The sequence below is a fragment of the Ruegeria sp. CDSA246 genome, assembly GCF_059611225.1.
The window spans coordinates 41,994-68,042 of the sequence record NZ_JBXWPD010000002.1; the positions used below are offsets into that span (position 1 = coordinate 41,994).

24 protein-coding genes are annotated in these 26,049 nt (G+C 58.4%); 16 read left to right on the forward strand and 8 right to left on the reverse strand.

The genetic code is table 11. From position 1 onward, the window contains the following. The first annotated feature begins 5 nt into the window (after nt 1-5). Genes AC2FI9_RS03005 through AC2FI9_RS03020 form a run of 4 tightly spaced genes read left to right on the forward strand, consistent with a single transcriptional unit; the run spans nt 6 to nt 7,598 of the window. Entirely contained in the window at nt 6-1,535 is a 1,530-nt protein-coding gene (locus AC2FI9_RS03005) for a trimethylamine methyltransferase family protein (protein WP_496765449.1), read from the forward strand. Further along, nucleotides 1,535-3,901: a GcvT family protein gene (locus tag AC2FI9_RS03010; RefSeq protein WP_496765451.1), complete on the forward strand. Its 2,367-nt coding sequence runs from the start codon at nt 1,535-1,537 to the stop codon at nt 3,899-3,901. Before AC2FI9_RS03005 ends, AC2FI9_RS03010 begins: the two co-directional genes overlap by 1 nt. Next, on the forward strand, nt 3,898-6,276 hold the full coding sequence (locus tag AC2FI9_RS03015; protein ID WP_496765456.1) for a GcvT family protein: 2,379 nt from the start codon (nt 3,898-3,900) through the stop codon (nt 6,274-6,276). The genes AC2FI9_RS03010 and AC2FI9_RS03015 overlap by 4 nt, the downstream gene beginning before the upstream one ends. Further along, entirely contained in the window at nt 6,273-7,598 is a 1,326-nt protein-coding gene (locus AC2FI9_RS03020; RefSeq protein ID WP_496765459.1) for an aspartate aminotransferase family protein, read from the forward strand. The genes AC2FI9_RS03015 and AC2FI9_RS03020 overlap by 4 nt, the downstream gene beginning before the upstream one ends. A gap of 123 nt (nt 7,599-7,721) precedes the next feature. Here the strand turns inward: AC2FI9_RS03020 and AC2FI9_RS03025 are convergent, their stop codons facing one another. Next, complete coding sequence (locus tag AC2FI9_RS03025) at nt 7,722-9,323, reverse strand: BCCT family transporter (protein ID WP_496765462.1); 1,602 nt, start codon at nt 9,321-9,323, stop codon at nt 7,722-7,724. 292 nt (nt 9,324-9,615) lie between these two features. On the opposite strand from AC2FI9_RS03025, the gene AC2FI9_RS03030 reads away from it, so the two are divergent. The 5 genes from AC2FI9_RS03030 to AC2FI9_RS03050 all read left to right on the forward strand — a co-directional run bounded on the left by AC2FI9_RS03030 (nt 9,616) and on the right by AC2FI9_RS03050 (nt 13,862). Next, complete coding sequence (locus AC2FI9_RS03030; protein WP_058274972.1) at nt 9,616-9,969, forward strand: ArsR/SmtB family transcription factor; 354 nt, start codon at nt 9,616-9,618, stop codon at nt 9,967-9,969. Then, nucleotides 9,950-10,372 carry an SRPBCC family protein gene (locus tag AC2FI9_RS03035; protein ID WP_282152313.1) on the forward strand — a complete coding sequence of 141 codons (423 nt, stop codon included), beginning with the start codon at nt 9,950-9,952 and terminating at the stop codon, nt 10,370-10,372. The genes AC2FI9_RS03030 and AC2FI9_RS03035 overlap by 20 nt, the downstream gene beginning before the upstream one ends. After that, nucleotides 10,369-10,737, forward strand: a complete 369-nt coding sequence (locus tag AC2FI9_RS03040; protein ID WP_496726364.1) for a DUF1761 family protein — start codon at nt 10,369-10,371, stop codon at nt 10,735-10,737. The genes AC2FI9_RS03035 and AC2FI9_RS03040 overlap by 4 nt, the downstream gene beginning before the upstream one ends. A gap of 231 nt (nt 10,738-10,968) precedes the next feature. Beyond that, nucleotides 10,969-13,119, forward strand: a complete 2,151-nt coding sequence (gene pnp / locus AC2FI9_RS03045) for a polyribonucleotide nucleotidyltransferase (protein ID WP_496765468.1) — start codon at nt 10,969-10,971, stop codon at nt 13,117-13,119. 257 nt (nt 13,120-13,376) lie between these two features. Then, the gene (locus AC2FI9_RS03050) at nt 13,377-13,862 is read left to right on the forward strand and encodes a PACE efflux transporter (RefSeq protein WP_496765472.1); all 486 of its coding nucleotides are present in this window, start codon (nt 13,377-13,379) and stop codon (nt 13,860-13,862) included. Between the two features lie 30 nt (nt 13,863-13,892). Here the strand turns inward: AC2FI9_RS03050 and AC2FI9_RS03055 are convergent, their stop codons facing one another. Continuing rightward, on the reverse strand, nt 13,893-14,528 hold the full coding sequence (locus tag AC2FI9_RS03055) for a DUF1326 domain-containing protein (protein WP_108860071.1): 636 nt from the start codon (nt 14,526-14,528) through the stop codon (nt 13,893-13,895). A gap of 237 nt (nt 14,529-14,765) precedes the next feature. Between AC2FI9_RS03055 and AC2FI9_RS03060 the strand changes: the two genes are divergently transcribed. From AC2FI9_RS03060 to AC2FI9_RS03075, 4 genes are all read left to right on the forward strand, one after another. Beyond that, the gene (locus AC2FI9_RS03060) at nt 14,766-15,038 is read left to right on the forward strand and encodes a PepSY domain-containing protein (protein ID WP_496765475.1); all 273 of its coding nucleotides are present in this window, start codon (nt 14,766-14,768) and stop codon (nt 15,036-15,038) included. Nucleotides 15,039-15,061: 23 nt separating this feature from the next. Next, nucleotides 15,062-15,583 carry a helix-turn-helix transcriptional regulator gene (locus AC2FI9_RS03065; RefSeq protein WP_109313601.1) on the forward strand — a complete coding sequence of 174 codons (522 nt, stop codon included), beginning with the start codon at nt 15,062-15,064 and terminating at the stop codon, nt 15,581-15,583. Between the two features lie 150 nt (nt 15,584-15,733). Further along, the gene (locus tag AC2FI9_RS03070; protein ID WP_496765480.1) at nt 15,734-16,423 is read left to right on the forward strand and encodes an outer membrane protein; all 690 of its coding nucleotides are present in this window, start codon (nt 15,734-15,736) and stop codon (nt 16,421-16,423) included. Nucleotides 16,424-16,493: 70 nt separating this feature from the next. Further along, nucleotides 16,494-17,216, forward strand: coding sequence for a glycosyltransferase family 25 protein (locus tag AC2FI9_RS03075; protein WP_496726370.1), 723 nt, complete (start codon nt 16,494-16,496; stop codon nt 17,214-17,216). Nucleotides 17,217-17,272: 56 nt separating this feature from the next. Here AC2FI9_RS03075 and AC2FI9_RS03080 read toward each other — a convergent pair whose 3' ends face one another. Further along, nucleotides 17,273-17,923: a peroxiredoxin gene (locus AC2FI9_RS03080; protein WP_058274981.1), complete on the reverse strand. Its 651-nt coding sequence runs from the start codon at nt 17,921-17,923 to the stop codon at nt 17,273-17,275. Between the two features lie 206 nt (nt 17,924-18,129). On the opposite strand from AC2FI9_RS03080, the gene AC2FI9_RS03085 reads away from it, so the two are divergent. Then, on the forward strand, nt 18,130-19,569 hold the full coding sequence (locus AC2FI9_RS03085) for an aldehyde dehydrogenase family protein (protein WP_496765483.1): 1,440 nt from the start codon (nt 18,130-18,132) through the stop codon (nt 19,567-19,569). Nucleotides 19,570-19,627: 58 nt separating this feature from the next. Here the strand turns inward: AC2FI9_RS03085 and AC2FI9_RS03090 are convergent, their stop codons facing one another. The 3 genes from AC2FI9_RS03090 to AC2FI9_RS03100 all read right to left on the reverse strand — a co-directional run bounded on the left by AC2FI9_RS03090 (nt 19,628) and on the right by AC2FI9_RS03100 (nt 22,037). Continuing rightward, nucleotides 19,628-20,062, reverse strand: coding sequence for a glyoxalase superfamily protein (locus AC2FI9_RS03090; protein WP_496765489.1), 435 nt, complete (start codon nt 20,060-20,062; stop codon nt 19,628-19,630). A gap of 178 nt (nt 20,063-20,240) precedes the next feature. Next, entirely contained in the window at nt 20,241-21,134 is an 894-nt protein-coding gene (locus AC2FI9_RS03095; RefSeq protein WP_496739556.1) for a cation diffusion facilitator family transporter, read from the reverse strand. Nucleotides 21,135-21,185: 51 nt separating this feature from the next. Continuing rightward, the gene (locus AC2FI9_RS03100; RefSeq protein ID WP_496765491.1) at nt 21,186-22,037 is read right to left on the reverse strand and encodes a methylated-DNA--[protein]-cysteine S-methyltransferase; all 852 of its coding nucleotides are present in this window, start codon (nt 22,035-22,037) and stop codon (nt 21,186-21,188) included. Nucleotides 22,038-22,155: 118 nt separating this feature from the next. On the opposite strand from AC2FI9_RS03100, the gene nth reads away from it, so the two are divergent. Beyond that, nucleotides 22,156-22,800, forward strand: a complete 645-nt coding sequence (gene nth, locus AC2FI9_RS03105; protein ID WP_496765493.1) for an endonuclease III — start codon at nt 22,156-22,158, stop codon at nt 22,798-22,800. Next, nucleotides 22,797-23,786: an adenosine kinase gene (locus AC2FI9_RS03110; protein ID WP_496765496.1), complete on the forward strand. Its 990-nt coding sequence runs from the start codon at nt 22,797-22,799 to the stop codon at nt 23,784-23,786. The genes nth and AC2FI9_RS03110 overlap by 4 nt, the downstream gene beginning before the upstream one ends. Before the next feature lie 8 nt (nt 23,787-23,794). On the opposite strand, the gene AC2FI9_RS03115 is transcribed toward AC2FI9_RS03110, so the two are convergent. Then, nucleotides 23,795-24,634: a DUF547 domain-containing protein gene (locus AC2FI9_RS03115; RefSeq protein ID WP_496765498.1), complete on the reverse strand. Its 840-nt coding sequence runs from the start codon at nt 24,632-24,634 to the stop codon at nt 23,795-23,797. After that, nucleotides 24,631-26,004, reverse strand: a complete 1,374-nt coding sequence (locus AC2FI9_RS03120; RefSeq protein WP_496765500.1) for a radical SAM protein — start codon at nt 26,002-26,004, stop codon at nt 24,631-24,633. Before AC2FI9_RS03120 ends, AC2FI9_RS03115 begins: the two co-directional genes overlap by 4 nt. Nucleotides 26,005-26,049: the final 45 nt, after the last annotated feature.

Genomic DNA, 26,049 nt, shown 5'->3' on the forward strand with positions numbered 1-26,049 from the left:
TGGCCATGACACGTTCGCGCTCATCTCGACGCCGCAGGGCCGCTGGATCTCGCACTCTTCCCGAGGTGCGCGCGCCGTTCATTCTGCGCAAACTTTCGACCTTCAATGTCCTCAGCGAGGCCGGCCTGCAACAGATCGAGGCCAATGCTGATACCATCCTTGCCGAAACCGGGATGGAGTTTCAGGACGACCGGGAAATCCTGAGCATTTTTGCCGATGCAGGCTGTGACGTCGACGGCTCTCGCGTTCGGTTCGCGCCGGGGTTCTGCCGCAATACGATCATGGCAACCGCGCCTGCACAGTTCGTTCAACACGCCCGAAACCCGGACAACAACGTTCAATTGGGCGGCGAAGCCAGCGTGCTATGCCCGGCCTGGGGTCCGCCCTTTGTGCACGATCTGGACCGGGGGCGGCGCTATGCCTCGCATCGGGACTTCGTCGATCTGGTCAAGCTGCATCACAGCCTGCCCTGGCTGCACCATTCGGGCGGCGTGGTTTGCGAACCGGTGGATTTACCGGCCAATAAACGCCATCTCGACATGCTTTATGGTCATATTCGCCATTCTGACCGCGCCTTTATGGGGGCCTTTATCGGGGCCGAACGCGCGGGCCACGCAATCGACATGGCACGGATTGTGTTCGGTGATGATTTCGTGGCGGAAAACGCCGTCCTGTATTGTGTCTCGAATACAAACGCGCCGCTGGTGATGGACAGCCACATGTCGGGCGCCTTGAAAACCTATGCCCGGGCCGGGCAACCGGTCGCTTGCACCCCCTGGGTTCTGACCGGGGCCATGTCGCCGTCCACCGTAGCAGGAACGTTGGCTCAGGTGTTGGCCGAGACCATGGCAGCGATGACGCTGACCCAACTGGTGAACCCCGGGGCACCCTGCTTGATGGGCAGTTTCGCCTCAACCATGTCGATGAAATCCGGTGCGCCCACTTTTGGTACGCCCGAAGCCGGGTTGATGGTTTTGGCGGCCGGTCAGCTTGCCCGCAGACTGGGGGTGCCGCTGCACACGGTTGGCACGCTCAGCGCCTCAAAAGTTGCGGACGCCCAGAGCCAGCAAGAGGCTACATGGGGCCTGATGATGTCGATGTTCGCGGGTGCCAATCTGATCAACCATGCCACGGGATGGCTCGAAGGTGGGTTGGTGACCTCGTTCGAAAAAACGATCTTGGATCATGATCTGTGTGGCAAAGTCGGACGGTTCTTCGATGGAATCGACATGAGCGAGAACGCTCAGGCGATGGAGGCAATTGCCGCGACTGGACCGGGGCGGCACTTTCTGGGCTCTGAGCATACGCAGGCCAATTTCATGTCCGCATTGTTCCGGCCCTGGACCCCGGATGACAATTCTTTCGAACAATGGCACGCGGCCGGAGAGTTGGATGCCGCAGCCCGCTCCAATGCAATCTGGAAAGAGCGGCTTGACGCATATCAAGACCCCGGTCTCGACCCCGGCATCGACGCCGCGCTGCAGGACTATATCGCGCAGCGTAAGGCCGAGAAGCCAGATCAGGATTACTTCTGATGAGCCGTTTCTTGATTATCGGTGGTGGCGCCATTGGCCTCAGCCTGGCCTACCATCTGGCCAAACGCGGTTCGAATGACGTCACTGTTCTGGAGCGCAATCAGCTGACCTCGGGCACGTCCTGGCATGCGGCGGGGATTGTCGGTCCACTGCGTGCAACGCCAAACATGACCCGATTGGCAATGGCCGCACTTGAGGTTTTTCCGACCCTTGAGGCCGAGACTGGCATGTCCACTGGATATCGCCAAACCTCTGGCTATTGGCTGGCCCGCGACCCTGCCCGTTTGGACGAGCTGCGCCGGATTGCGGATCTGGGCCAGACCCTGGGATTGACACCACGCATGATCGAGGCCTCGGACGTGCCCCTGTCACACCTTGAACTGAGGAACCATTTCGGTGCGCTGCATGTGCCGGAAGACGCCAATGTGAATCCGGTCGATTTGTGCATGGCATACGCCAAAGGTGCACGGGATCGTGGCGTTTCAATCCGCGAACATACCGGGGTTCAGTCCCTGCGGAAAAAGGGTCAGCGGATCACGGGTGTAACCCTGACCGATGGGACGAAACTGGACGCCGATCAGGTCGTTCTTGCCACCGGCGCTTGGTCACGTGAGCTGGCCGCCAATGTTGGCGTCGCGCTTCCGTTACAGGCGGTCGAGCACATGTATGTTGTCACCGAACCCATGCTCGACCTGCCCAACCCGTTCCCGGTGATCCGAGATCTGGACCGGGGCATCTACATCAAGGGCGATGCGGGCAAGCTTGTGATCGGCGGCTTTGAACCCAACGCCAAATGCTGGGACGCATACGGCCCCGAAGGCGACCGACCCTTTCTTGAACTGGCCGAGGATTGGGATCAATTTGCCCCTTTCATGAAGGCCGCATTAGAGCTGTGCCCCAGCCTTGAAACGGTCGGCATCCAGCATTTCATGAATGGCCCAGAAAGCTTTACCGCAGACACAAGGCCGCTTGTTGGTGAAACCACGGTCGATGGATTGTTTGTGGCTGCGGGTATGAACTCGGTCGGGGTCATGTCTTCGGCGGGGATTGGGCGGGCGCTGGCGGATTGGATGGTCGACGGCCACCCCCCGATGGACATGTGGGAGGTCGATGTCGCCCGGGTCGACCCGCACACAGCCAGCGCTGAACATATGGCCGACCGCATGGAAGAGGCCGTCGCGGATCTTTTCGCTTTGCATTGGCCATATAAACAGCCCAACGCCGGCCGAGGTCTGCGCACCACAGCACTGCACGATTTCTGGGCTGAGGCTGGGGCGCATTTTGGCCTGACGGCCGGGTGGGAACGCGGGCTGTATTACGGCCCGGCACAGCCCTATTCGACAACAGATCAGGGGTGGTGGTCGCTGGCTGAGACCGAAGCGGCAATCTTGGATCAGGGCACTGCGCTGATTGACCTGAGTCCGTTTACCAAACTTGACATCACCGGGCCGGATGCTCTTGCAACGCTGAACCGCCTGACGACCGCGCAGATGGACGTGCCCATTGGTCGGGCTGTCTATACGCAGATACTCAACGCGCGCGGTGGGATCGAAATGGATGTGACCATCACGCGGTTGGGTCGGGATGCGTTTCATCTGACTTCAGGCGCTGCCACGCGGATGCGCGATCTGATGTTCCTGCGCAGGCATTTGAAGGGCGATGTGTCTGTCAGGGATGTGACCGAAGCATTCTGCACAATCGGTGTAATGGGAGGTGGCAGCCGGACGCTGCTACAGGGTCTTGGCAGCCTTCAAGAAATGGCATTTGGCTATGCCGCCACGGCCGAATTGGCAGGCATTGCTTGCCGCGCCACGCGCGTTAGTTTTGTCGGAGAATTGGGCTGGGAACTAACCGTACCCAACGCGCAGGCCCCTCAGCTGTTCGACACCCTCCACAAGGCAGACGCGCGCCCGCTGGGTCACTATGCGGTGGATGCCTGCCGGTTGGAGAAGGGCTTCAAACACTGGGGGCATGAACTTGGCCCCAAGATCACTCCGCTGGAAGCCGGCCTGGGGTTCACCATCGACTGGGACAAGGAGTTTCAGGGCAAAGCGGCGCTGGAACAGCAAAAGTCCAACGGCTTGCAACAGCGCCTGATCCTTCTGCAGGTTCACGGCAATGCCCTGATGCTGTATGACGAACCGGTGTTCGAGCATGGCACCCATGTGGGGCTGACAACCTCGGGCGGGCGCGGGCCGCGTACGGGGCTGAACCTGTGTTTTGCCATGGTCGCGGTCCAACCGGGCGAGACGTTGGCCCAGACATGCGATCGAAAATTCACGGTTCGGGTCGCCGGGCAGGACTATCCCGCTCAGCCCTTGCGACGCCCACCCTTTGATCCCTCAGGCGAAAGGATGCGCGCATGATCAAGGCGCAGGTTACTATCATCGGCGGCGGGGCCATGGGCGTGTCGCTGATGTATCATCTGGTCAAGGCTGGCTGGTCCGATGTTCTGCTGGTCGAGAAAAACGACCTGACCCACGGATCGACCTGGCATGCGGCGGGACTGTGTACTCATTTCGCGCATAATCCCACCATTCAGGAATTGCGTGCTACCTCTGTTCGGCTTTACCGCGATATACTTCCGCAGGAAACAGGACGCGATTGCGGCTTTCACCGCTCGGGTGCGATGCGGATCACACGCAACCCCGACCGAATGGACGAGTTCCGCCATGTGGCCGGCCTGTCCGAATTCACCGGTTACCCGCTGGAGGTGCTGACGCCCGAGCGCATCGCCGAGCTGTTCCCTCTGGCCAAACTGGATGGGCTGATCGGGGGGATCTATGAACCCGATGACGGCCATGTAGACCCTACGCTGGCAACCCACGCAATGGCTGAGGTTGCTCGGCGTGGCGGGGCTCGGATCATACGCAATTGCGCAGTCACCGCGATTGAGCGTCAGCAGGACCATTGGCGGATTGCGACTGCGAAAGAGATCATCGAAACCACCCACATGGTCAACGCTGCAGGCACCTGGGGTTGGGAAATCGGACATATGATGGGCCTCAACATCCCGTCTGTTCCGGTGCTGCACCAATATCTGGTGACGGACACGGTGGAAGCCGTGTCATCGCGGATCAAAGAGGGATTGCCAGAGCTGCCGATCATCCGCGACCCCGAAGAAAGCTGGTATGTGCGGCAGGAACGCGATGGGCTGATCCTTGGGCCGTATGAAAAGGACGCCAAGGTCTGGTCCGTTGATGGTGTGCCACCGGAGTTTGGCGCGGATCTGATGCCGCCGGATCTGGACAGTGTGGAACATATCATCATGGCCGCGATGGATCGGATTCCGGCGCTGGAAACCGGTGGTGTAAAATCGGTGATCAACGGCCCGATCACGTTCACGCCCGACGCCAATCCGCTGATCGGGCCTGCGCATGGGCTTCAAAACGCGTGGCTTTTGACCGGCTCGTCGATGGGCGTCATGGAAGGCGGCGGCGCGGGCTGGTTCCTTGCGCATTGGATGACCCACGGCGCGCCGCCGATGGATGCGCTGGCCGTGGACTCGCGCCGCTTTGGGTCCTGGGCTGATCGTGATTATCGCGTGGCCAAGGCCGTCGAGTGCTTCGGCCTGCAATTCGGCGTGCACTATCCGCACGAAGAACGCCCCGTCGGGCGCGGTCTACGCCTGTCTCCACTGCATGACCTGATGGTCGAACGCGGCGCGGTGATGGGTGCGGCCTATGGGTGGGAACGTCCAAACTGGTTCTCGGACACACCCGGAGCAGTCGCCGACGAAACCTTCCTTCGCGCCAATTGGTTCGAACCCGTGGCGCAAGAGGTCGAGGCCGCACACAACCGCGTCGCCATGGGCGACCTGTCGGTGTTTTCGAAATTCGACGTCACCGGCCCCGATATCGCGGCCTTCCTACAAGCATTGGGCGCAAACCGCGCCATCCAGCCGGGCCGGATCGGTCTGACCCATGCGCTGACACCCAAAGGCGGCGTATTGTCGGAATTCACCGTCACACGCTTGGCCGAGGATCACGCCTATCTGACCAGCGCCGCCGCGGCCGAGCAGATCGACCAGGATCTTCTGACACAGGTTGCCAAAGGCTTTGACGTCACCGTTCGAAACGTGTCTGAGGATCTGGCAGTTATCGGCGTCATGGGACCCAAATCCGCCGATGTGTTGCCCGAGTTGAACCATATGCCCTGGCTCACCGCGCAAGAGACCCATGTAGGCGGGATTTCCCTGCGCGCTCTGCGGGTGTCTTATCTGGGCGAATGTGGCTGGGAATTGCATGTGGCCAAAGAAAATGCCGTGCAGCTTTTCACGACGCTGGAAGAGGTCGCCAAACCGCTTGGTCTTGGGTTCTATGGGGCCTATGCAGCAAACTCCATGCGCCTTGAAAAAGGGTATCGCGGTTGGGGCAGTGACCTGACGACCGAACGCAGCCCGCTTGAGGCCGGTCTGACCCCGTTTGTCCGCAAGGACCTGCGCCACGGACTGGGCCGAGACAACACGTGGGATATGGTGCTGCTTGAGGTCGAGGCCGGTGAGATTGACCCGTTCTACTCCCACACGATCTGGAAAGACGATCTGCCCGTTGGGATCGCCACCTCGGGTGCCTATGGCCACCGGACCGGAAAAGTTCTGGCCCTGGCCTATCTGCGCGACCAGACCGCGCGAGACGGGCTGACCATCTCAATACTGGGCCAGCATCGTGCGGCAACCATCCTGCCAAAGGCTCCCTTTGACCCCGAAAACTCACGCTTGAAAACCGGAGGTTCCGAATGACCGACCACGCCCTTCACACCGACTGGGACTTTTCGAACACCGCCGCGCGACGGGACCAGTACTATGCTGCCTCACTAACGCGGTTCACACCGTTTCGCGAACCTATCGTTTTCAAGAAAGGTCAGGGACAATACCTTTGGGATACGGATGGTCGGAAATACACCGATCTGCTGGGCATGAATGTCTGTATCTCGGTCGGGCACTCGCACCCGCGCGTGGTGGCGGCGGCAGCAGCACAGGCGCAGGAACTGACCCACTGCACGACAATGTTCTACCACCCGACACCAGCACATCTGGCCGAAGAACTGGCCGCGACGATGCCCAAAGGACATGACTGGGTGGTGCATCTGACCAACTCCGGATCCGAAGCGGTTGATCTGGCGATGACCATGGCGCGCACTTACACAGGCAATCTGGATTTACTTGCGCTGCGCACCGCATATCACGGGCCAACGGCTGCGGCGCAGTCGATTACCGGTATCTCGGGCTGGCGTCACCCGGGCATGCCCGGCAACGTGGCCTTTGTGCCGGAACCCAATCAATACCGCGGCATCTTTGGACAGGGGACCCAGCCCTATCTGGATGAGATTGATCACACAATCGCCACAGCCACATCCGGCAATGTAGCGGGCATATTTGTCGAAAGCGTGCAGGGCTATGGCGGCATCATCGAAATGCCCCCCGGCTATATGTCCGGCGCAGCCGAGCGCGTGCGCGCGGCAGGAGGTCTCTACATCGCGGATGAGGTGCAATCCGGCTTTGGCCGCACTGGCGAAAACTTCTGGGGGTTCGAAGCGGACGGCGTCGTGCCCGATATCGTCGTCATGGCAAAAGGTCTGGGAAATGGCTTCCCGATCGGGGCGGTTGTGGCCAAGAAACATATTGCGGAACCGATGGCGGAAAGGTTCATGTTCCACACCTATGGGGCCAACCCGACCTCGGCTGCCGCAGCCCGTACGGTTCTTGCTGTCATGCGGGACGAAGGGTTGCAGGAAAACGCCCGCGTTGTAGGGGCCGCCTTGCTGGAAAGGCTGCATGGCTTGAAAGACAAGTATCAGGTCATCGGCGATGTTCGCGGGAAAGGCCTTATGCTTGCGCTGGAATTCGTGAAAGACCGGGATAGCAAAACGCCGGACAAGGACATGACCACAGAAGTTTTCGAAGCCTGCCGCGCACAAGGAATTATCCTGTCAAAGTCCGGCCCGTTTCAACAATGCCTACGGATGGTGCCACCGCTGTGTTTGTCGTTGGACGACGTGGATCAGGTGGCGAACAGTCTTGATCAAGCGCTCGAAACTGCTGTGAGTGTCGCAGAAGTTTAAGCTTCAGGGCCTCTAGCCTGTGCCTTGCTTTTTCTCCGCGAAGTTTCCGGGCGTTTTCGGTTGTCCGGCGGCAAAAGAACGCCCGCCAAAAGGCGGGCGTCCAGAATGTATCGGATCAAGGCCCTACATCTTAGCTTTTTCTGATTTCAGCGCCAGCCACAAGCAGTAGCACATGATCAGAACCACCAAGGTGAACGGGATACCTGTCGAAACCGCAGCACCTTGCAGTGCAGAGAGGCCCCCGCCAAGCAACAGCGCAATGGCGACCAGACCTTCCAAAGTGCACCAGAACACCCGCTGAACCACCGGTGCGTCCATCTTGCCACCCGCAGTAATCGTGTCGATCACCAGCGAACCGGAATCCGACGAGGTGACAAAGAACACCACGATCAGGACCAGGGCGATTGGCGCAACAATACTGTAAAGCGGCAGCTCCTTGAGGAATCCGAACAGGGCACCTTCAGGGGCGTAGCTGTCGATCACTGTGGCACGCACACCTTCGGCTCCACCTGCGTTCAACATGTCGATGGCGGCACCGCCAAAGGTCGACATCCACAAGGCACAAACAGCCGTTGGTGCGAGCAGGGCGCAAAGGATGAACTCGCGCACTGTGCGACCTTTTGAGATGCGGGCGATGAACATGCCCACAAAAGGCGACCATGCGATCCACCAGGCCCAATAGAAGGTCGTCCAGCCGTGGAAGTAACTGGTGTCTTCGCGTCCGAACGGGTTCGACAGCGCCGGCAGGTGGTACACATAATCCACCATCACGTTGAAATACCGTGCGATGGCCGTGCCGACGCCAGTAACAACAATCACGAAGATAAACAGGCCGACGGCCATGATCATGTTGATTTCACTCAACCGTTTGACGCCAGCATCCATCCCCATCAGGACCGAACCCAACGCAATCAACGTGATACCGATGATCAGCAGGACTGTGACGGTTGGGCTGGGTTCGATGCCGAACACCTCATTCAGGCCCGCCGCAACCTGCTGCGCACCAAGACCCAACGAGGTGGTCAGGCCAAAGAGCGTCGCAAACACAGCCAAGGTATCGATGATGTGGCCCCACCAACCCCAGACGCGTTCGCCCAGGATCGGGTAGAAGGCCGACCGCAGGGTTAAGGGCAGATCAAGGTTATAGGCAAAGATGGCCAGGCTTAGACCAACAGCGGCGTAGACCGCCCAGCCTTCCAGCCCCCAGTGATGGATTGTACCGACGACTCCAGCATATTCATTGCCCGGAACGGCGATGTCGATGCCCAGTGGCACCGCGTTGCCGTCTTCGGCAAAATTGTAATAGACGGGCTCCATCACTCCAAAGAACAACAGCCCGATGCCGATACCAGCCGCGAACATCATCGCAATCCATCCGGCATAGGAATAGTCGGGCTTTGCGTCCTTGCCACCGATCCGCACCTTGCCAACCGGCAACACGATCAGAACAAGGCAGAACAAGGTGATTGCGTCGACCGACAGGACCAGGAACCAGTCAAACGTGCTGGTGAGCCATGGTCGTAGCCAGCCAAAAAGTGCCGCAGCACCCTCTTGATTGGCCAATGCGATCAGAACGAACGCGAAGATCAGGATGCTCGAGATCAAAAAGACCGGGTTGTGGATGTCCAGACCGAATGGCCGGACGTTGTCTTGCCCAAGCTCGTATTCGGTCTCGAAGTCGTAAATCCGGGGGTCCGGATCCAGCATTTTCTTGGTTTGTGCCATTCGTCTGCCCTTCTGTTCGCTAAGTGCAAACGCCAAGGTATTCGACCAGCGGACGGAAACGAGATTTTGTCCCTTGGCGCTTCTCCGTCAATTCGACCGCGGGCTTCGTGATAACAGCTTACACTGACGACATAATTTCACCAAACGCATTCCCGTTAGTGAATTTATCTGACTTGATAAACGACTTTGGACGGCACCGGGATCATTGGTCCCAACTTCTGGCCAAGGGGCTTTATCCGTGTTATTCACCCAAATGGTTGACTGAAGCAGAGGAAGGATGTAATTCATCCATATGGTTGAACGAGAGAGTCGCTCTGATCTGAGCGCGATATTGAAGGCCGCGTCCGACCCGACCCGCCGTGCGATCCTGACGATGCTTGCGCAGCAGGGACCCTTGCGGGTGACGGACATCGCGCGGCAATTCGATATGAGCCTCAATTCGGTATCCAAGCACATCAAGGTGCTGGAAAACGCCGAACTGGTGCGGCGCCGGACGGAATGGCGTGAGCATTTGATCGAGGTTCAAATGGATCCCTTGTCAGCCGTGGATGAATGGTTTGCCGGTTTGCGTTCGATCTGGACGCTTCGGCTGGACGCTTTGGAAACTGCTTTGGAGGACCCAGAAGATGACGGATCTGTCACTTGAAATCACACGCGCAATCCCGCACCCGCCTGAAAAGGTGTTCGACGCCTGGCTGAACCCGGATATGCTGGCCAAATTCATGCTGCCAGGGCCGGGTATGACGGTGCCAGAGGCGCATTCCGATGCAAAGGTCGGTGGACGGTTCAAGATCATCATGCGTGCACCCGAAGCGGGTGACCTGCCGCACGAGGGCGAATACAAGGTCATCGACCGCCCGAACCGGCTGCAATTTACTTGGAACTCTCCGTACAGTCAGGATGATTCCACCGTGACGCTGGATTTCACGCCAACCGATGCAGGGACCGAATTGCGACTGCATCACGTCCGATTCCCATCACAGGAAAGCCGCGACAATCATGAGGGCGGATGGACTGCGATCCTTGCAGCGCTGGAGACAGCGCTATGATCAACTGGCTGGCCCTTGCAGCGGGGGTGATCGCGGCCTTTCTGCTGGGATGGCTGGTCTATGGACCGGTCGGATTCCAGAAACGCTGGGCCGAAGGAACGCGGATCGATCCGACACCGCCGGAATCGCCGCCATTGCCTCAGATGGCCGCGCAGATCGTGTTCCTGATCTTGCTGGCCACCGTGATCGCGCTCACCGAAACCACCAACAGCCTGGGCGTCGCCCTTCTGGCCATCCTTGCAGTGGCGGCGCAGACGGCCTCGGTCGGGGCCTGGGCGCAAAAAAGCGTGTTCGCGATCATGGTCGACACTGGCTATGCTCTGGGATGCGGCGTGGTGATGATCCTCGCGCACGCACTCTTTTGAACGGCTCTGGCCCGGTCCAAAATGGATCGGGCGTAGGCTGCGCAGTCCTCCACCGGCGCTGCGCGGTTCCCCTTTCCTTCTACACCAATCTCATGTATGCGCGCGGTATCTGAGACGTTGTGCCCTGATCCCGGCACTCAGACGAAAGCTAAAATGGGATCGGCGGCAATGGGGCCGCCATGCAAACGGGAGACCCGCAGGGGCGGGAGTGCTCCCATCTAGGATACGCATATGTTTGATGTAACGAAAAAATCTATGCAGTGGGGCGAAGAGACGCTCACACTGGAAACCGGCAAGGTTGCCCGTCAGGCCGACGGCAGCGTGATCGCGACACTGGGCGAAACCAGCGTCATGGCGAACGTGACCTTTGCACGGCAGCAAAAACCGGGTCAGGACTTTTTCCCTCTGACCGTCCACTATCAGGAAAAATACTATGCCGCCGGTAAGGTTCCGGGTGGCTTTTTCAAGCGCGAGGCGCGCCCGACCGAAAAAGAGACACTGACTGCGCGTCTGATCGACCGTCCAATCCGCCCGCTGTTCGTTGACGGCTTCAAAAACGAAGTTCTGGTGATGTGCACCGTGCTGTCTCACGATTTGGTCAACGACCCCGACATGGTTGCGATGATCGCTGCCTCGGCTGCGCTGACTATCTCCGGCGCGCCGTTCATGGGTCCGATCGCCGGTGCCCGCGTTGGTTTTGAGGACGGTGAATACGTTCTGAACCCGACTGTTGACGACATGCAGGACCTGCGCCTGAACCCTGAACAGCGCCTGGATCTGGTTGTTGCCGGCACCAAAGACGCCGTAATGATGGTTGAATCGGAAGCGTACGAGCTGTCCGAGGCCGAAATGCTGGGTGCGGTCAAATTCGCACATGAACAGATTCAGCCGGTCATCGACCTGATCATCTCGCTGGCCGAAGACGCCGCGAAAGAGCCGTTCGACTTCCAGGCGCCCGACTACTCGGAGCTGTCCGCCGCAGTCAAAGCTGCCGGGGAAGAGCAGATGCGCGCCGCTTTCGCGATCACCGACAAGCAAGAGCGCACTACCGCTGTTGCCGCTGCGCGTGAAGCGATCAAAGCAGCGCTGACCGAAGAGCAGCTGGAAGACGGCAACCTCGGTTCGGCTATGAAAAAGCTGGAAGCTGGCATTCTGCGCGGTGACGTCGTCAAAGGCGGCAAGCGGATCGACGGTCGTTCGACCACCGATATCCGCTCGATCGTTGCAGAAACCTCGATGCTGCCCCGTACCCACGGTTCCGCCCTGTTCACCCGGGGTGAAACGCAGGCGCTGGCTGTAACCACGCTGGGCACTGGCGACGATGAGCAGTTCATCGATGCGCTGCATGGCAATTTCAAATCGAACTTCCTGCTGCACTACAACTTCCCTCCGTATTCGGTAGGTGAAGTTGGCCGCGTTGGTGGTCCGGGCCGTCGTGAGATCGGCCACGGCAAGCTGGCATGGCGCGCCCTGCAGGCGGTTCTGCCGGCGGCGACCGACTTCCCCTACACGATCCGTATCGTGTCGGAGATCACTGAATCCAACGGATCGTCCTCGATGGCGTCGGTCTGTGGTGGTTCGCTGTCGATGATGGATGCGGGCGTTCCGCTGAAAGCACCGGTTGCCGGTGTGGCCATGGGTCTGATCCTGGAAGATGACGGCGAATACGCCATCCTATCCGACATTCTGGGTGACGAAGACCACCTGGGCGACATGGACTTCAAAGTTGCGGGCACCGAAAACGGCATTACCTCGCTGCAGATGGACATCAAGGTCGCAGGCATCACGCCCGAGATCATGGAGAAAGCCCTGGCGCAAGCCAAGGACGGCCGAATGCACATCCTGGGTGAGATGGGCAAAGCCTTGTCCGAGACCAACGATTTCTCGGTCCACGCCCCGCGCATCGAGACCATGAACATCCCGACCGACAAGATCCGTGAAGTGATCGGTTCGGGCGGTAAGGTCATCCGCGAAATCGTCGAAGTGTCAGGCGCTAAGGTCGACATCAACGACGACGGCGTCATCAAGATCGCCTCGCCCGATGGTGAATCGATCAAGAAGGCGTATGAGATGATCCACTCGATCGTCGCTGAGCCGGAAGAGGGTCAGGTCTACACCGGTAAGGTCGTGAAGATCGTCGACTTCGGTGCCTTCGTGAACTTCTTTGGCAAGCGCGACGGTCTGGTCCACGTGTCCCAGATCGAAAACCGCCGCCTGAACCATCCGTCGGATGTTCTGAAGGAAGGTCAGGAAGTGAAAGTCAAGCTGCTGGGCTTTGACGATCGCGGCAAGGTCCGCCTGTCGATGAAAGTGGTCGATCAGGAAACCGGCGAAGAGATCGTTCCCGAGAAGAAAGAAAAGAAAGAGGAAAGCGCAGAGTAATCTGTTCTTCTTTCAAGTGACCAAGGCCCCGGTGGAAACGCCGGGGCCTTTTTCGTTTCGAGCTATGACCGCCCAGCCAAGGACGGATCGGTCAATTATTGCCATAAATATCTGAATGTGTGCGAGTTCACAGTCAGATGTATTTCTTCATGAAAGGTTACGCTAGGGAAGCAATCTATCCCTTAAGACCACCCGTATTTCAGCAGCCGGGCAATCCGCTCGGCTGAACCGTGATCCTGTGTTTTGAAAGGCGTGACATGACCCTGAGGACCTTCAAGGAACGCGTCATCCAGACCGGCAGCTTCGAGCTGATCGGGATCGCATTTGTCTCACCCGTATACGCTTATTTGACCGGCGCATCGATGGTGCACGGTTTCGCTATGATCGCCATGCTGTCGATTGTGATCATGATCTGGTGCCCGTTCTTCAATACTATTTTTGATCTGATTGAGCGGGACAAAACGGCCCGGCTGGCCTGCAAACGCCCCCAATCGGTGCGCGTTCTTCATGCCACATTGCATGAGGTTACGGCAGTCATGATCACCTGCCCACTTTTGATGATGGTTGGTGGGCATTCTCTGGGATCAGCGCTTGCGCTCAATGTCGGTCTGACACTGACTTATACGGTTTACACCTACCTGTTCCACATCATCTATGATCGCGTGCGGCCGATTAAGCCAAGCTTGGAAAAGAACGAAGCTGGCCAAAGCGAACATCTGACTGGTGAAGCCGCTGCAGCCTGATCCTTGCTGACAAGTCAAATACCCAGAACGTCAGTGCGCCACGCCAGACGGCCCGTGTTTCATCACATGCCACTGCCCATAACTGTCGTTCAAATCCAGTTTGATCGCCGCATCTGCCTTGGTCGATGCACTGCCAATCTCGGCCAGGGTGAATTCTATACCACCGGGAATGTCGATCCGTACACGATGCGGGCCACCACCATGTGGGGCCTCGATGGGACGGCCGGTTGAGCTCAGCACCTCACCGATTGAGACTTTGGCGGTGCGCCCATCCATGTCCATCTCAAAATCAATCGGCACATACAGGGTCTCGTGAACGGTGTCGCACATCGTGCGGAAGACATGCCAGTGGGTTGCCATTTCCTCGGTCTCTTCACCGTGAAAGACCTTTTCCAATGCGGCCCGTTGCGCGTCCGAGGCGCTTGGGTCGATGATCACCTGCATCTGGCCGCCGCCCTCAAAGATCGGGCCAGGCCAGGCATAGATCAGCGCAGCTTTTGTGCCCGCAAGGTCGGTGTCGCCAAAATGTCCTTTGGAAACCTCAAGCACCTCAAAGCCGCGGCAATTTCCGTGGGTTGGTAATTCTTCGAATTGGCAAGGGCAGGCATAGCCGCAATTGCAGTTCCCGAATGCATCGCCTTCAACGTACCAATCTGTGAATGCCATCGTCTTCTCCTGTTTTACACAGTCTGAACGCCCGACGTCTTGGTTATATGCCTGTAGAACTCCCCCGGTCTAAACCTAACACAATTCGGGCAAATGCAGAACCAGGCGGCCTGAAACCGCATTTTACCGGGATAAACTTTGGTCCAATTCCTTGCGTTTCAACCAAAAGCCAATCGCAGCGCACGCGCCCTGTTCCCAGTTTCACAACATCGCCACAACGCAAAAAGGAGATGCAAAATGGAAACCTTGAAACTGCTGACACTGACCGGATTGATTGCAACAGCGCCGGTTCTTGCACTGGCCAATGTCGGGCTGGGCGACAAACTGGGCACCACCGAGTCCGATATCCGCACGGCCCTGGAGGCGCAGGGATACGAAATCGAAGAGATCGAATTCGAAGATGGCGAGATCGAGGTTGAACTCATCAAGGATGGCGTGGAAACTGAACTCGTCCTGTCCGAGACGGACGGCATGGTAACTGCCATCGAACTCGAAGGGGACGACGATTGATCGGATAAAATCACAGGAGCCTCATGAAGCTTTCACAAACGTCATTGCTTTGGCTCCTTCTGGTGGTGCAGGCCGTCTGCGCCGCCTTTTTCGTGACGGACGCGATGCTGGACTGGACCGGCGGGGAAAGCGCGGGCTTTCGCCACCTGCATAGTTTCGAACTGGTTCTGGCCCTGGCATTGATCGGCGGTCTTGCCGCGACGATTGCATTGATCCGGTCCCAGAACAGGCGTGTGCGCGACATGCAGCGACAGCTGAGCGTCGCGCAGGGCGCGTTTGCTCAACTCATTGCCTCTCAATTCACTGAGTGGAACCTGAGTGATGCTGAGCGCGACGTTGCCCTGCTTTCTATCAAGGGTCTGTCAATCGCGGACATCGCGACATTGCGGCAAACCAAGGAAGGCACGGTCAAAGCGCAATGCGCGGCGGTGTATCGCAAGGCAGGAGTTACGGGACGCGTGCAATTGCTGAGCTACTTCATCGATGAGTTGCTTTCCGAACCTTTGCTTACAAACAGTTCTGAAAGGTCGAATTCGACCACATAGACCGTGAATCAAAGTGTTAGCTCGGTACTGATCTTATTCACTCACACACGCCCAATATCCTGTGAATTGAAGTGAAGGGCTGTTGCCTTTCATTCCTGCCTCTACTGCCCACATGTGCGCCATAACAAATGTGGAACAAAGGACATGGTCATGGTTACGCGTCTTCTTCTCGCCTCGACAGCTTTGACGATCAGCGCGTCCGCGCTGGCCGCGCAGAGCCTGTCGGATGATCTCTATCTTCAGGGCTTTGCCGGGTACAGCCAGCTGCAGGACAGCGACTTTAGCGGCACAATCAATGGATCGTCGCAGTCGGTGGATACCGATTTCGATGGCGGCTATGGGCTGGGCATCGCGGTCGGCAAAGAGATCCCGCAGTGGTCGAACGATCAGTTTGGCGCCCGGATCGAGCTGGAGCTGTCCTACCGCGACAACGACGTGGATGGCGTCAATTTTTCAGGCAACGGACCCGGCGCAGAAGGCAACATTTCGGGTGACGTGTCGCAGACATCGCTGTTCGCCAATGTGCTGGTCGATTTCAAACAGGCAGGGGCCTTCACGCCCTATGTCGGTCTGGGTCTGGGTGCCACCTATTCTGATCTGGACTTTGTCTACGGGCCGGGCGTTAAACTTAACGACACCGACACCACCTTTGCTGCGCAAATTATTGCCGGTGTAGCCTATGAGATCAGCCCAAATACCTCTCTGACCCTGGACACCCGATATGCCCGCGTATTCGACGTATCCTCGGCACGTTTGGCACCAAACGGTGCGTCTACGGGTACGGTCGAGGATGATATCGACGCCTTCAGCGTCAATGTCGGACTGCGTTACGGTTTCTGATGGATCACGGGGAAGTGTTTCTTTCGGGTTTCTCTTCCCCCTTTCGTTATCGTGTTCTATGCACTGTGGCATGAGGACTTTTGTCATCCATATGACAGCAAGCACAGCGCGGCGACCCAATGCCGAAAGGCTGTGTGCCAGTCTGCCCGATGCGGAACTGTTCGAGGCCGTCAATGGGAAGGACCCCGCTCAGATCGCGGATGTACAATTGTTTCCGGGCGATTTGTATCGCCCCAGATACCCTTTTCCGCTACGCCCTGCGGAGATCGGAATTTTCGCGAGCCATCGGCGAATCTGGCGCAAGCTCGTTGATGAAAAGATCGACCGCGCTATCATTACCGAGGATGATTTGCGCATAGATCCGTGTCGTATGGCCTATGCGTTAGAGATGTTGGATCCGCTTGCAACCCCGGATCACTATATCCGAATTCCCGTGAAACAACGCGAGGATGCGGCACGAACGCTTATAAAGCAAAATGGATTGCGTCTGATCCTGCCAAAAGTCATTGGCTTGCAATGCGTCTGCCAGGTGGTCGGGCGGCGTGCGGCTGAGCGGTTGCTTGCCGTAACCGACCAGATTGACCGACCGGTCGACACGTTCCTGCAAATGCACTGGGTGACTGGGCAGCCGATCCTTTCCTTGCAAGGAAGCGGCAATCAGGAAGTCGCACAAGAAATCGGCGGTTCGACCATACAGGCAAGCCCGCCGCTGGCCGACAAGCTAACGCGTGAGTTCAAACGCGCTGCCTACCGTCGGAAACTGTATCAGCACCCTCAACGATACGCAGCTTAGTCACCCTTGAAGGCGGATTGGAATCGGGCAGAGCTTATCGCCCTGCCCGAGCTACTTTAGCTGGGCGCTTTGGTTTTACGCAGATACGGAAAGATGGTTTCAAACTCACCGAACTTTTCTTTTGCCTCATCATTCGAAACGGCCGGCGGGATGATCACGTCTTCGCCCGGCACCCAGTTCGCGGGGGTGGCCACGCCCTTGGCGCTCATCTGCAGACCATCCAGCGCGCGCAGGATTTCGGCAAAATTTCGGCCCACGGTCATCGGGTAGGTCATCGACAGTTTCAACTGTTTGTCAGGGCCGATGATGAACACCGAACGCACGGTTGCACTGTCGGCAGGCGTGCGGCCATCGGGCAGGTACGCCTCGGCGGGCAGCATGTCGAACGCCTTGGACACGGCCAAACCGTCATCAGCGATGATCGGAAAACCGGGGTTGGCGTTGCCATACGCCTCGATGTCCTTCTTCCACTTCTTGTGGTCCTCGACGCCATCGACTGAGACGCCCATCACCTTGGTGTTGCGGGCTGCCCATTCGTCGTTCAGCTGCGCAACGGCCGAGAACTCGGTAGTGCAGACCGGCGTGAAATCCTTGGGGTGTGAGAACAGGATCGCCCAGCTGTCACCGATCCAGTCATGGAACTGAACAGTGCCCTGATCCGTCTCTGCAGTGAAATTCGGAACGGTGTCATTGATGCGCAAACCCATGGGGCATCTCCTTTTTTGTGAAACAAACCGAGTCGGTTGCTGGAAACCTAATAACTCTGCGCCATTGTTAAACCATTAGCTGCTTGAAAGGGTATTCATTTTTGAGGAAATTAATTTGATCAAATTGTGCCTTGCCACACCGATATGCCGGTGCCAGAGTGGCGCAAATTCCCGCCATCCGGGCCACAGGATCAGGAGGATACGTGATGATCGAGAAACGCAATTTCTACATTGACGGAACATGGGTCGCCCCATCTGCAGCGAATGATTTCGAGGTGATCAACCCCTCGACCGAGGAACCCTGCGCGGTGATCTCACTGGGCGCGCAAGCTGATACCGACGCCGCAGTTGCTGCCGCAAAGGCCGCCCTGCCCGGCTGGATGGCCACACCGGTCGAAGATCGCATCGCGCTGGTCGAGAAACTGATCGAGATTTACCAATCCCGGTCCGAGGATTTGGCACAGGCGATGTCGCTTGAGATGGGCGCGCCAATCGACATGGCACGCACCCAGCAATCCGGTGCGGGCATGTATCACCTTGCAAACTTTGTGCGCGCAGCCAAAGCGTTCCAATTCGACCGCCCGCTGGGCGATCACGCGCCCAATGACAGGATTATTTATGAGGCGGTCGGCGTGGCCGCCCTGATCACGCCATGGAACTGGCCGATGAACCAAGTCACACTCAAGGTTGGCGCGGCGGCGATTGCAGGCTGCACCATGGTTCTGAAACCCTCCGAACAAAGCCCGCTGAACGCGATGATCTTTGCCGAGATGATGGATGAGGCCGGCTTCCCCGCCGGTGTGTTCAATCTGGTGAACGGTGATGGCGTGGGCGTTGGTTCCCAGCTGTCGGCGCATCCGGATGTGGATATGGTCAGCTTTACCGGCTCGACCCGCGCAGGCACAGCGATCTCAAAAAGTGCTGCAGACACCTTGAAGAAGGTACATCTGGAGCTGGGCGGCAAGGGTGCAAACGTGGTCTTTGCCGATGCCGATGAAAAGGCCGTCAAACGTGGTGTTCTGCACATGATGAACAACACCGGCCAAAGCTGTAATGCGCCCAGCCGCATGCTGGTGCAGCGCCCGATCTACGATCAGGCCGTGGAAACGGCGGCTGAAGTGGCCAGCATGGTTTCCGTGGGCAGCGCGCAGGAAGAAGGCCGCCATATCGGCCCCGTCGTGAACGAGGTGCAGTGGAACAAAATCCAGGACCTGATCCAGAAGGGCATCGATGAAGGCGCCCGGCTGGTAGCAGGCGGCACCGGTCGGCCCGAGGGGCTGAACAAGGGCTATTATGTACGTCCAACCGTCTTTGCCGACGCCAATAACCAGATGAACATCGCGCGCGAAGAGATCTTTGGCCCCGTCCTGACCATGATCCCCTTCGACACCGAAGAAGAGGCGGTCGAGATTGCCAACGACACGCCATACGGCCTGACCAATTACGTTCAGACACAAGACGGCGCGCGAGCAAATCGAATGGCGCGGGTACTGCGGTCCGGCATGGTCGAAATGAATGGCCAGTCGCGCAGTGCAGGATCACCGTTTGGCGGCATGAAACAGTCCGGCAACGGGCGCGAAGGCGGCTTGTGGGGGTTGGAGGACTTCCTTGAGGTCAAAGCCGTCGGTGGCTGGGCGGCAGAGTGACGCCAGACCAGAACTTAACAAAAGGGCGCGGCGGTGGTTACCCGCCGCGCCCTTTTCTTTACGTGGGTCGCACGATCAGTTGCGGTTGGCCGTCCGAGGTATGTCGTGTGGATCGGCCATCCCAGCCAATCTCACCGGTTACGCGTTGCCGATAGGCCGAGAAGCTGTCGAATTGAACGACATCCACGGGGGTGTCAAAGTGTAAGGTAACGCGCCGATGCGACCCGTCACCCAACAGGGTCATACCACGGATCTCCGCCCTGAACGGCTGCCCCAGATAGAACCCTTCAACGCGATCACCAACACGCAAATGCATGCGATTTCCGGCCATTGCGTGCAACGTATTCCAATCGCGCACCCCATGTTGATGCGCCAGCAATTCCAGCGATTCACTATGCGAGAGCGTAACCCCCGCTCCGCGCAGCCTGTCGCGCAGTCGTTTTGCCTGCGCTTTTAGCTCCTCAAGTGGAGCAATACTGTTTGAACGTGTCATTTCTTGCCTCGTTTCCTTAAACGGGCGCCAAGTCAGGACGGAGTTCGCATTACCATCCGCGCGCCAGAAAAGGGCAACAGATGTTCATCAACCGGGTTTCACCAATGCCAAATGGCAGCGAACGGCAGGGGACCCAAACCTGAAGGAAACCTTTGGCACCGGCGAGTGTATCTGTCAATCAGGCGCTGGCACTTTTCAACTCGCTGTCCGGTTCCAGATGGATGACAAAGACTGACCCCGGAAACTTCCTGTTCAGGGCCGCCTCGATATCGTCGCAGATGTCATGCGCGGCCGCGACCGACATGGCACCGTCGACGACAAGGTGAAACTCAACGAAAATCATGTTGGCTGACCTGCGACCGCGCAGATCATGATACTCAAGCGCCGGGCCTAAATTGGCTTCGATTGTTTCGCGGACAGACGTCAATTCTCCGTCGATCAGCGAAGCATCCATCAACCCGTCGACCGAGCTGCGGATAACCTTCCACCCCTCCCACAGAATATTGACGGCCACCAGAATCGCGATAATTGGATCAAGGATCAACCAACCTGTCGCCATCGCAATCAGCAATCCGACAACAACACCGACCGAGGTCATAAGATCGGTCAAAATGTGCTTTCCGCTTGCCTCTAACGCTGGCGAGGATTCTCGTCGCCCAACCCGCAACAGCAGAAACGCCCAGATACCATTCAGGCACGTCGCGCCCACATTTATGGCAATGCCCAGGAACGGTTCCCCGGCCAGATGCGGATCAGGTAATGCGAAAACAGCTTCACGAATGATCAGCAGTGCGGCCAGAACAATCAGCGTCCCTTCGGCCACGGCCGACAAGTACTCGGCTTTCTTATGCCCAAACGGGTGTTTCTTGTCTGGCGGCATGCCAGATATCCGCACCGCAAAAAATGCAAGCAGAGCTGCCGCTACATTCACCACTGATTCCAAGGCGTCCGAGAGCAGGGCGACCGAACCCGTTACCCACCAGGCCAGCAGTTTCAGCAGCAAGACCGCCACTGAAACCGGAATGGCCCACGCCGCGAATGTCTGTGTGATCTGCCTGCTGTCCTGCTTCATAGAATCTCACTATCACAGGATGCAGCAGCGCAAAGTTTGTTTTTGACGTGACTATGCGTCGGCCTGAGCGGCCTCGAATGCCAGCATTGCGCGTTTGACCGGCAAGCCCCAGTGATAGCCACCCAGCCCACCGGATTTGCGTAGCGCCCGGTGGCACGGGATCAGCCAGCTGACCGGGTTGCGGCCAACCGCAGTACCCACGGCGCGCACTGCTTGTGGCGATCCCACACGCTGCGCGATCTCGGAATAGGTGGTGACCTGGCCTGACGGGATGTGCATCAGCGCCTCCCAAACCTTGATTTGCAGGGGCGAACCAATAAGGTACAGCGGCGTAGGTTCCAGCCGGTCGCTTGCTGCGCCAAAGGCGCTTAGAACCCAAGGGCGCAGGTGCATCGGATCTTCTATGAACTTGGCCTTGGGCCAGCGTGAGATCATATCCTCCATCGCGGCCTCTTCACCGGTTTCAGCACCAAAAGCCATGCCGCAAATGCCCTTGTCGGTTCCCATGACCAGTGCCGGGCCAAAGGGGCATTCGAACCAGCCCCAATAGATGGTCAGCCCGATGCCCCTGCGCGCGTATTCGCCGGGACTCATGGATTCCCATTTCAGGAACAAATCGTGCAGACGGCCACTGCCGGACAGGCCGACGTTATGCGCGGTTTCCAACGTGGTGAACCGTTCCCGCAACAATGCCTTGGCATGGCCCAGCGTCAGATATTGCTGGTAGCGTTTCGGCGACACCCCGGTCCAACGCGAGAACAGGCGCTGGAAATGCGCCGGGCTCATATCCATCTGGCGAGCTAGCTCTTCCAGGCTCAGGCCCTCGCCGCCCTGATCAATCAGGTCGATCGCGCGGCGCATGACGTTGTAGTGGTATCCGCTTTCCGGTGTCTGGACGTTCATGGCTATTACCTCATATTCTTGATCAAACCATAGCGCGCAGGTTACGCCCTCGCGACCCGGAACTTGCGCATTGGCTTTGGACTTGTATCGACTCGCCCCGAACGGCATTAAGACGCGGATGGCAAAACAACTCGGATATCACCGGATCCGCGAGATCTTTACGCGCTTTCAGGAAGCCGACCCCGAACCCAAGGGCGAGCTTGAGCATGTCAACGTTTATACTCTGGTGGTGGCCGTGGCCCTGTCTGCACAAGCGACCGATGTCGGTGTGAACAAAGCCACCCGCGCGTTGTTCGAGATCGCCGACACACCGCAAAAGATGTTGGATCTGGGCGAAGAAGGTCTGATTGAACACATCAAGACCATTGGCCTGTTTCGGCAAAAGGCGAAGAACGTCATTAAACTCAGCCGTATTCTGGTCGACGATTATGGCGGCGAGGTTCCCAATTCCCGCGCAGCCCTGCAATCGCTGCCGGGTGTGGGCCGCAAGACCGCCAATGTTGTGTTGAACATGTGGTGGCGTTATCCGGCACAGGCGGTGGACACGCATATCTTCCGTGTTGGAAATCGCACCGGCATTTGCCCCGGTAAGAATGTGGACGCCGTCGAACGCGCCATCGAAGACAATATCCCAACCGACTTTCAGCTGCATGCGCATCACTGGCTAATCCTGCATGGCCGCTATCACTGCAAGGCGCGCAAACCCATGTGCGGCACCTGCATCATCCGCGATCTCTGCGAATTTGAGGACAAGAACTTATGAAAACCTACCAACTGACCGGCATCGGAAACGCTGTTGTGGACGTGATTTCCCAAGCCGACGACAGTTTCCTGGAGCTGATGGGCATCGAAAAAGGCATCATGCAACTGATCGAGCAGGAGCGTGGCGAAGTCCTCTATGCCTCGATGGAAGGCCGGGTTCAGACGCCGGGTGGTTCGGTTGCCAACACGATCGCTGGCGCAGGTGCGCTGGGGTTGGATTCAGCGTTTATCGGGCGGGTTCATGATGACGCTCTGGGCCGGTTCTATGCGGATGCGATGAACGAGGACGGCGTTGATTTCGTGAACCCTCCGGTTCCGGGCGGCGAACTGCCAACGTCGCGCTCGATGATCTTTGTCTCGCCCGACGGTGAGCGGTCGATGAACACCTATCTGGGGATTTCCTCAGAGCTGTCGTCGCAAGACGTGTCAGATGCCGTAGCCGGGAACAGCCAGATCATGTTCCTTGAGGGCTATTTGTTCGACAAGGAAAAGGGCAAGGCCGCGTTTCTTGAGGCCGCGCGCGCGTGCCACAAGGGTGGCGGCAAGGCGGGTATCGCCATTTCGGACCCCTTCTGCGTGGAACGCCATCGTGTTGATTTCTTGCTGCTGATCGAAAACGAACTTGATTTCGTCATTGGCAACGAGGCCGAGATCAAATCCCTGTTCGAAACTGACGATCTGGAAGAGGCGCTGGCCAAGACCGCCGCGATCTGCCCGCTTGTTGTATGCACCCGCTCCGGCGACGGCGTGACTGTTCTAAGCGACGGGCAACGCGTCGACGTACCGGTCGAGAAAGTCGTGCCCGTGGACGCAACCGGTGCGGGCGATCAGTTTGCCGCCGGCTTCCTGTTTGGCATGGCGACAGGCCGCGATCACGAAACCTGCGCCAAGATCGGCAATATCTGCGCCCGCGAGGTCATCAGCCATATCGGCCCGCGACCCGAGGCGAACATGCAGGAACTGCTGCGCGCCGAAGGGTTGCTGTAATCCGCTGATTAAGATCCAGCCGCCGCGTCGTTCAAAGCCCAGTCATACTGATACGCTTTGACACGCGGCGTCTGCTGAAGACGGGCGCGCAGCTCGGGTTCCGCTGCTGTCGCGATATAGGCCAGCACAGATTTTTCGTTTGGTCCGAAATCCACACGGAACCAGATAAAGATCTTTGACAGGATCAATCCGCCGCGTTGGTCAAACTGCACGCCACGTGGGTCGTTGATATAGGCGTGCTCGGCGGCGGCAAAATCGCGCTCTAACGTCTCGGCCTGCCAGGCGCGGTCCATCAGGTTGGGGCAACCTACAGCGGCACAGTTCAGCGCATAGTGGATGCGCGGTTCGCCGAATGTGGGCCGGATAATGCGGTGTTCGATGTCATTGAGGGTCAACTCCTGCCCGGCCACCTGCGCCAGAGGTTGATTCCACGGCCCAATCGAAAATCGTCCGTTCTTGATGTCGCGGATCGAAGAAACGAGATAGTTTTCAAGAACCACATCCACCGTCAACGCATTGTACAGGTTGATCCAATACGCCAGTTGCTGATCACGTGTCAGCCGCGCAGAGTCAATGGCTTGCAGATCGACCAGATATTCGTCCAGGCGCGCCCTGTCTGCCTGTGTCACCTGCCCATAAGTTACCCGGTTCACGCCCTGCCCGTCGGTCACGACATAGCGGTGCAGGAAAGCTGTCCAATCGCGGTGATCGACCTTTTCGCCCGGTGGGGACGCAAATCTGGTCAGGGTCTGCCCTGGCAATGCCTCCGCGGCGGGCAAGGCTAGACGCTCGACACTTGCGCATGCGGTCAAAACCGGAAGCAACAGCAGGATCAGAAGTTTTCTCATGATACGTCCTTTTGGTTCCGGCGCGTGGCCCGCAACTGCCCCTTGAGCCGCTTGAGCGGGGCCAGCCCGGGATCGCTCAGATCCGGCAGATCGGGTCCACCCGACAGGCGGGGAACGGCGGCATTCCACCAGCTTGGTCCAGACGGCCCGTCAACCCGTTCTGGCGCGGCCAGATGCATGTCACGCTGCGCGTTGTGAACACACATGGACAACGGCCCGTTCGCGGTTGCGACCATAAAGACGCAAGAGGCACAGCGGTCTTCTTCGAGCGCATCGGCGGCCATAAAATTGTGGATAAACACTGACTGCCGACGGACGGGACCCTGCAACAACCCTCGACCCAACCGCAGCACACAACCCAACAGATGTAGCCCGGCCCGCAGCGCCAACAGCGGGTTGCGCCTCACCATGCGCCAGATGCTGTCGCGGGTGTCGATATGGCCGTCTGCCGACTGATCGACGCGGCTTAGCGCGGCGATCACCTTCTGCGTCAGGCGTTTGGCGGACAGAACCGAAACCGCACGCCCGCCGGCAGTCACAACACTTGCGTAGCGATTGCATTTTGCATGGCCCACGGCGGCCGTGTCAAAATGCAGGGGCGTTTCATATCCGACCTCGACGGCACGCATTACACTGTCCTGCGTGATCGCGTCGGGACGTTCGCGCAAGACCCCGCGCCCGGTATCGGCTTGCATCTGGAAGGACACAAAAGCCACCTCGGGACGGTCTCGCATGAATCGTGCCAGCGCAGACATTTCAGCAATATTGCCGCCGAAGACCGTCGTGTTGAACAATACCCGCAAGCCCAGTCCGCGCGTGTGGCGGATATAGGCGCGGCGCACCACATTTAACTCAGTCTCGCTGTTAAACCCCTTGCGCTCCTGCGTCATGTCGACGTGAAAGGCCACGTCATCCAACCCCGCCGCCGCAAGCCGCGTCAGAAACGCCCGGCTGGCGCGAATGCCGTTGGTCATCAGGCACGACCGCATGCCCAGGCGGCGAATTTCGCGGCACAGTGCCTCAAGGTCTTCTACCTTGCGCAGTGTCGGATCACCCCCCGTCAGTTGAACCGAGACACCGGGGCCATAATGGCTGTGGATCGTGGCAAGACGCGCAAACAGAACCGACAGCGGTGGGTCATAGGTCATCTCGGCTCGGTCCGAGAGGTAACACAGTGTGCAATCCAGATTGCAACGTTGGGTGACCTCAAGCGCGACGCAGGCGATGGGGTAGAACCGGCCCGCCGTCTGCCCTGCGCCATATTCCCCGCACCCTTGCAGACCGCCGCGCAAAGGCGCGCGACGGTCGGTGCCGGTAAACTTGCGTCCGGCGGGTTTTACAGAAGAGAGAGTTGGGGCCGTGTCCTTCATACCCGTCAAGCTAGACAGGTCGATCAGATGCGGCCACGCCCCCTC